Annotated in this window: 8 protein-coding genes and 1 pseudogene; 4 read left to right on the top strand and 5 right to left on the bottom strand. The window is 61.5% G+C overall.

Annotated elements, in window-relative coordinates; genetic code table 11:
- The 4 genes and pseudogenes from AC3EA7_RS13360 to rsmG form a co-directional block, all read left to right on the top strand.
- Positions 1–391 (top strand): annotated as a pseudogene (locus tag AC3EA7_RS13360) (hypothetical protein); the annotation flags it as partial.
- 5 nt (positions 392–396) lie between these two features.
- Positions 397–648, top strand: coding sequence for a hypothetical protein (locus AC3EA7_RS13355; protein WP_488614555.1), 252 nt, complete (start codon positions 397–399; stop codon positions 646–648).
- Positions 645–1244 carry a nicotinate-nucleotide adenylyltransferase gene (gene nadD, locus AC3EA7_RS13350; RefSeq protein ID WP_488614554.1) on the top strand — a complete coding sequence of 200 codons (600 nt, stop codon included), beginning with the start codon at positions 645–647 and terminating at the stop codon, positions 1242–1244. The genes AC3EA7_RS13355 and nadD overlap by 4 nt, the downstream gene beginning before the upstream one ends.
- 27 nt (positions 1245–1271) lie before the next feature.
- Positions 1272–1976, top strand: a complete 705-nt coding sequence (gene rsmG, locus AC3EA7_RS13345) for a 16S rRNA (guanine(527)-N(7))-methyltransferase RsmG (protein ID WP_488614553.1) — start codon at positions 1272–1274, stop codon at positions 1974–1976.
- 267 nt (positions 1977–2243) lie between these two features.
- On the opposite strand, the gene AC3EA7_RS13340 is transcribed toward rsmG, so the two are convergent.
- The 5 genes from AC3EA7_RS13340 to serC form a co-directional block, all read right to left on the bottom strand.
- Positions 2244–2432 (bottom strand): hypothetical protein, encoded by a 189-nt coding sequence (locus AC3EA7_RS13340; protein WP_488614552.1) that lies wholly within the window; start codon positions 2430–2432, stop codon positions 2244–2246.
- A 78-nt stretch (positions 2433–2510) separates the two neighbouring features.
- A complete protein-coding gene (locus AC3EA7_RS13335) occupies positions 2511–3452 on the bottom strand; it encodes a hypothetical protein (protein WP_488614551.1) in 942 nt (313 codons plus the stop codon).
- Between the two features lie 55 nt (positions 3453–3507).
- Positions 3508–4086 (bottom strand): ADP-ribosylglycohydrolase family protein, encoded by a 579-nt coding sequence (locus AC3EA7_RS13330; RefSeq protein WP_488614550.1) that lies wholly within the window; start codon positions 4084–4086, stop codon positions 3508–3510.
- Entirely contained in the window at positions 4046–4633 is a 588-nt protein-coding gene (locus AC3EA7_RS13325; RefSeq protein WP_488614549.1) for an ADP-ribosylglycohydrolase family protein, read from the bottom strand. Before AC3EA7_RS13325 ends, AC3EA7_RS13330 begins: the two co-directional genes overlap by 41 nt.
- Positions 4634–4647: 14 nt before the next feature.
- Positions 4648–5733: a 3-phosphoserine/phosphohydroxythreonine transaminase gene (serC, locus tag AC3EA7_RS13320; protein ID WP_488614548.1), complete on the bottom strand. Its 1086-nt coding sequence runs from the start codon at positions 5731–5733 to the stop codon at positions 4648–4650.
- Positions 5734–6000 lie beyond the last annotated feature (267 nt).

The following is a 6000-nucleotide window of genomic DNA, read 5'->3' as shown; positions in this document are numbered from 1 at the left end:
GCTGATCGGGTTCGCCAATCTGACGGTGCAGGAGCGCGAGGAGTTGGCGGCGGTGATGCAGTCGCTGGTGAGCGGGATCGACCGCACGCTGAAGGAGATCGGGCAAACGGTGAAGACCGTCTCCGGCGTGGCGCTGCCGTTCGACAGTATGCTCGACGATAATGAGGATATTCGCGATGTGCTGGAGTATATCGGTGATACGCTGGTCAATACGTCGATGAGCTCAGAGGAGAAGACGCAGCCCGATCAGACCGCTCTTCAGCCATCGCGTGCAGAGCGTGAATCTCGCAGTCGCGCACCGCACACCGATCCGCGGGAAGCCGCTTATTATCAGAGCCGTCTCCGCACCCGGCGCCTCCAGCACAACGATGAAGATGAGGAAGATGAGTAAGGACGATGTCGCATCTTCCCGACGCTGACGGAACCCTCTCGGAACAGGATCTGTACGAGTATGCCGACATGCTGACGCTGCGGCTCTACCACGATCTTGGTCGTCGCAGCTATCTGCTGAGTCGTCAGGATATCATTGAACTCATTCATCCGTATGTCGCGCACCTCGACCGCCGCGACCGCCGTGCGCTCTCCTGGCTGGTGTGGAACCTGCTGCAGGAAGGCGCCGAAATTGAGTACGAGATCGACCAGGCATGACCACCGGACGCACCGGTATCCTTGGCGGTTCGTTCGACCCGATCCACTACGGGCACCTGGCGATTGCCGAGGAGGCGCGCGTCGTTCTTCGGTTGCAGCGCGTTCTGATTATTCCGGCAGGCGAACAACCGCTTAAGCCCGGCGGCAGTGTGGCTTCCTCAGTCCATCGCCTTGCCATGGCGCGCCTGGCATGCGCCAGCAATCCTTTCTTCGAGGTCTCCAGCATCGAGATCGATCGCCCTGGTCCGTCGTACACGTATGTCACGCTGCAGATCCTCCACGATCAGGGGTTCGATGACCTCTACCTGATCCTTGGCGCCGACTCGGTGGCCGACATGCCGCGTTGGCATGAGGTTCGACGCATCCTGAAACTGGCGCGGATCGTCGGCATGTCTCGCCCTGGCGCCTCCTTCGATCCGGCGCATCTGTCGCAGATTCTTCCTGGATTGATGGAACGCCTGATCGTGATCGATGGTCCGCGCCTTGATATCTCCAGCACCGACCTTCGCCTGCGCGTCGCACAGGGCAGACCCATCCGCTACCAGACTCCCGACGCCGTCGTCGCCTATATTGAGACGAATGGATTGTATCGATAACTGTTCGCCTTTGCGTCAGCCGCATCCATGGACGAACTGCTGAGGATTGCAACATCGTGGGAGCTGCGCCTCGATCAGCGTCAGATCGAGCGATTTGCCCGCTACAGCGCCGAACTTCGCGCCTGGAATACGCGCGTCAATCTCACGTCGATCACCGATGAGCGCGAGATCATTCTTCGCCATTTCCTCGACTCGCTGCGTTGTGCGTTGAGTTGGGGCGATACGCCTTCCCGTTTGATCGATGTCGGCAGTGGGGCGGGATTTCCAGGGTTGCCGCTCAAGATCCTGCATCCGGAATTGCACGTCATCCTTGTGGAAAGCGTTGGCAAGAAAGCGGCATTCCTCGAGCACGTCGTTGCGACGCTCGCTTTGCGCGACGTGACTGTGGTCGCTGCACGCGCCGAACTCGTGGGACACGACCCGCAGCACCGTGAGCAGTATGATGTCGTTACTGCACGCGCCGTGGCGGAACTGGCGACGCTTGCCGAATACTGTCTCCCCCTCTGTCGCATTGGCGGACGGGTCCTGGCGCCCAAGGGGAGCGATATTGACGACGAGGTTGCACGTGCGCGCGTCGCTATAGCTCGACTCGGCGGGCAGGTGATCGGCGTCGAGCCGGTGGAGATACCCGGCGTTGAACCACGGACCCTGGTGGTCATTGCCAAAATTGCTCCTACGCCTGCCGCCTACCCGCGCGCCGTCGGTATTCCTGCGAAACGCCCCATCCGGTGAGCGCGAAACACGCGGATCATATCACACGGAGGCACAAAGGCGCAGAGTGTGGGGAACAGCATTTCTCATACCAGGTGGCGTTCAGTCCGACACGATGTTCGCGCGTGCGTTGGGCAAGGCGCAACGGTCAACGCGCACCGGCAGTCCAGCGTTGTGGACGCATGACTGCGCAGCGGCGTCAGCAGCCCCGGCGGGGCTTTCACGTGCGGTGAGCGCCGTCGAACCGCGTGCGGTGAGCGCCGTCGAACCGCGTCCTCAGCGAGGGCTTCAGCCCGCAGCGCGCCGGGTGCGCAGCGGCAGCAGCAGCCCCGGCGGGGCTTTGATGTCCTCAACGAGGGCTTCAGCCCGCAGCGCGCCGGCAGTATGGTGCAAATGACCGCGCATTAGTATCACAATGCCGGCGCCCGATGGCAGGGTGCCGGCTTCGACCCGCTCAGTCCGCGCAAGACTGCACAATGGTTCGTGCAGTGTTCATGGCGCTGCAAGAAAGGTTCTGTTCCGGGCATCTCCCGCAACCGCCACCGTTGTCCAGTCCTAACCAGAACGCACTGCTACCTGATCGGCGCTGATGTACCCTTCGGTCAGCAGTAGTGCGATGCCGCCGCCATCCAGTCGATCGTCCCGTGCAGTCAGGGTGATGCTGGCGCCGTCGGGAGCGTGGATGACTGCGCTCAAATCATGGCCAGCCACGCGCAGATCAAACGTGTATGGTTGGTCATAGGTCCAGGTGAACGGCGCTTTGGCGAGCGGTGTGATCCCATCGAGCGCACGCACCAGTTGCACTGCGCCCGCCCCGTTAGCTCTGTGTATCAGTAGAAGCGCATAGTAGCGGCGCATACCCTGCACGCGCGCCCCTATGCCAAAGGCTTCCGCCAGGTGCGGCGTCACGGTTGCACCGACGCGGTAATTGCGCCACTCGCGCGCCCCCTGGATCAGTAGCCCCGTGCCCTCGTTCTGAATCAGGCGGTAGGGTGTATCAGCGCCTTGCTCGTATCCATCGACGCCATTCACCCAGGCGCGACGCCGCATATCGCCGCCGCCCGCCGGTTTGCCGAATGTCGTCTCTGGCGCACGTTCCCAGGACAGATAGTCGAGGTACACCGTTCCATGGCCGCGACCGCGCAGTTCGATGCCGACCGCTGCAATCGGCTGACCGCCGGTCTCTGGTGCGCGCCAGGCAAAGACGTGTTCTGAACCCGGCGTCAGCGTCGTTACGTCACCATATTTCCGAATGAGTGCATCACACGAGTCGTAGACCATCAGGTAGAGACAGCACTGCACCGGCGAGGGGTTAGCGCTATCGGCACATACGAGCGCCTGGATGTGCTGATCCGGATACAGCGTCGGGGAGGCGAGTATAGCATAGCCAGGCATGTGTCGCGTATCAGGCGGCAGAAACGTGGCAGTCGCCGCTCGTGCTGTGCATCCCGGCGCGAGATGACGATAATGGAGCGCCAGACTCCGGTTTCCGTGCATGCTATGGCCAGCGACGTTTTCGATGCGCAACGTCCCTCTGGCATCGGCGCTGTCGTCAACAACAAACCCCCTGGACGCTTCCCGGCAACTCGAAGTGGAAGCGTGCGGCGTGCTTCGGCGCCAGCGGCGCCTCACCTGCCAGCGCCCTGCCGATGTTGACGACGGCATACGTCTCACGTACCGCATCGGTCACTGCCCGCCCGCCGTCGGCAGTCGGCAGATACAGCCGATCCGCCACCGGACCACGCCAGTCAGGACCGGCGTCGATGCCTGCCAGCCCGTTTTTGATCCCTAACAGGCAGCCGACGTTGCCGGCGTTGCAGTCGGTATCCCAGCCAGCAGTGGCTGTGATCATGAGCGACTTCTGAAAGTCATCGTCGCCGTAGAGCAGCCCCGACAGAATCAGTGCGTGATTGGGGACGATGTGGCAGTTGCCTGGATAGCGATCATACCCATACCGTGCCACGATCTGCTCACGCGCAGCGCGCCAGTCGGGAAAGCGGGCGCGCCACTCGCACAGGTCGGCAATCAAGCGGAAAATGGTCGATTCTTGCGGAATACACCTGACAGCGGCATCGATCAGCACGTTCAGATCACGCTCGACGAATGCCAGTGACTCTATCGCTGCAATCAACCTGTGCGCCGTAGATCGCCTCGCCATCGTGACTGACCGAGGCGGCGCGACGCGCCAGGTCGGCAGCCAATTCCGGGTCGCCGGGTGCAACCATTGCCCAGCCGTCGATGAAAATCTGCGCGCCAATTTGTTCAGCGACCACCCTCCCGTTCAGCGCCGCCGAACCGCTGTGAGGCGCGGCTATCCCGCGTTTCAGGCGCAGAAATGCCGTATGTTCGGTCGAACGCCCCATACCGCCCCACCAGAGAATGGCGCGATTCTCGATGATATAGTTGAGCCAGGTCTGTCCAATTTGCGCCGGGGAGAGTGCGCGTGTGGCGCCGTAATCCGGCAGCGCTCGCAAAAAGGTGAATGTGCCGGAAATGTCATCATCGGTCACAATCAACGGCACGCCACGCCGTTCGTGAACATAGTGCCAGACTTCGCCCAACTCCGCCATGATCCGGTCATACGTCCATCCCTCGAACGGACGTCCCAGGTAAACACCGATGATCTTCCCCAGCACGCCCGCGTAGACGCGCTCAACATAGTCGGCAGGAAGCGGCATGATACAACCTCTTCCTAGCCATTGCGGCGCATGAAATCGGTCATAAACGCCGCCAGCGCATCGCACCCTTCCTGTCCCATCGCGTTGTAGATCGACGCACGAATGCCGCCGACCGACCGGTGCCCTGCCAGTCCGACCATGCCCTGCGCGGTCGCTTCGGCAACGAACCGCTTCTCCAGCGTTTCGTCCAGCAGGCGAAAAGTGACATTCATCAGCGAACGATGCTTGGGATCGGCATGCCCACGATAAAACCCGCCGCTCTCGTCGATCACGCGGTACAGCGTCGCCGCCTTACGCCGATTGCGCTCCTCAATGGCGGCGAGTCCACCCTGCTCCTCGATCCATGCAAGCACCAGGTTCACCATGTAGACCGCGAACACCGGCGGCGTGTTGTAGAGCGAGCGGTTTTTCGCGTGCGTGGCATAGCGCAACATCACCGGCAGATGTGCCGACGCGCGCTGGAGGAACGCATCACGAACGACTACAATCGTGACCCCTGCCGGTCCGAGGTTTTTCTGGGCGCCGGCGTAGATCAGCGCAAAACGATGCATTTCGAGCGGGCGCGAGAGGATGTCGCTGCTCATATCGGCGACCAGCGGCACATCCCCCACGTTGGGCCAGGCGTGCCACTGCACGCCCTGGATCGTCTCGTTGCTGGTGATGTGGACATACGCCGCCTTGGGATCAAGCGTGACATCCGCCTGAGATGGCACGCTGCGATAGCCTGTTTCGGCGGTGCTGGCAGCCACCCGCGTCTGCCCGACGCGCAATGCTTCCTCATACGCCTTTTCCGCCCATGCGCCGGTAAGCACGTAATCCGCCGATGCACCTGGCGGCAAGAAATTGAGCGGCAGCATGGCAAACTGCATGCTGGCGCCGCCCTGCAGGAAGAGCACATGGTACTCCTCGCCGACACCGAGGAGACGTTTGAGGCGTTCCGTCGCTTCGGCGTTGATCGCCTCGTATTCAGGCGAACGGTGGCTCATCTCGAGGATCGACATCCCGCGACCCTGGTAGTCGCGCAGTTCACGCTGCGCGCGATCCAGCACGGGCGCAGGGAGGATCGCCGGACCGGCGTTGAAATTGTAGATGGCGCTCATATGGTATGCCTCCTGATAGTTCCTGGAACAACCACAGTGTAGCATATGCCTCTAATACGTTCGTTGGTTGCGACACTGTCTTGCATATTCCCGCTAGAGTCCGATGCTGCTTGACAACCGGCAAAACACTGATACTCTTCTGACAGAGATTTTACACCATCTCAGATGGGGAGTAGCCTTCCACTCTTTGCGTGGAACTGAGCGTCGCCAGTACGGCTGAAACGCCGTGATGGTCTCGCTTTTTGGTGTGCACGAGATCTGACAGCT

This window comes from Roseiflexus sp., assembly GCF_057785375.1.
The sequence above is the reverse complement of the archived record's forward strand: the minus strand, read 5'-3'. Positions and strand labels throughout refer to the sequence as shown.

Excerpts from the sequence above, each read along its gene's own strand:
- AC3EA7_RS13355 (WP_488614555.1), top strand. The coding sequence starts at position 397 with ATGTCGCATCTTCCCGACGCTGACGGAACCCTCTCGGAACAGGATCTG.
- nadD (WP_488614554.1), top strand. The coding sequence starts at position 645 with ATGACCACCGGACGCACCGGTATCCTTGGCGGTTCGTTCGACCCGATC.
- rsmG (WP_488614553.1), top strand. The coding sequence starts at position 1,272 with ATGGACGAACTGCTGAGGATTGCAACATCGTGGGAGCTGCGCCTCGAT.
- AC3EA7_RS13335 (WP_488614551.1), bottom strand. The coding sequence starts at position 3,452 with ATGCACGGAAACCGGAGTCTGGCGCTCCATTATCGTCATCTCGCGCCG.
- AC3EA7_RS13325 (WP_488614549.1), bottom strand. The coding sequence starts at position 4,633 with ATGCCGCTTCCTGCCGACTATGTTGAGCGCGTCTACGCGGGCGTGCTG.
- serC (WP_488614548.1), bottom strand. The coding sequence starts at position 5,733 with ATGAGCGCCATCTACAATTTCAACGCCGGTCCGGCGATCCTCCCTGCG.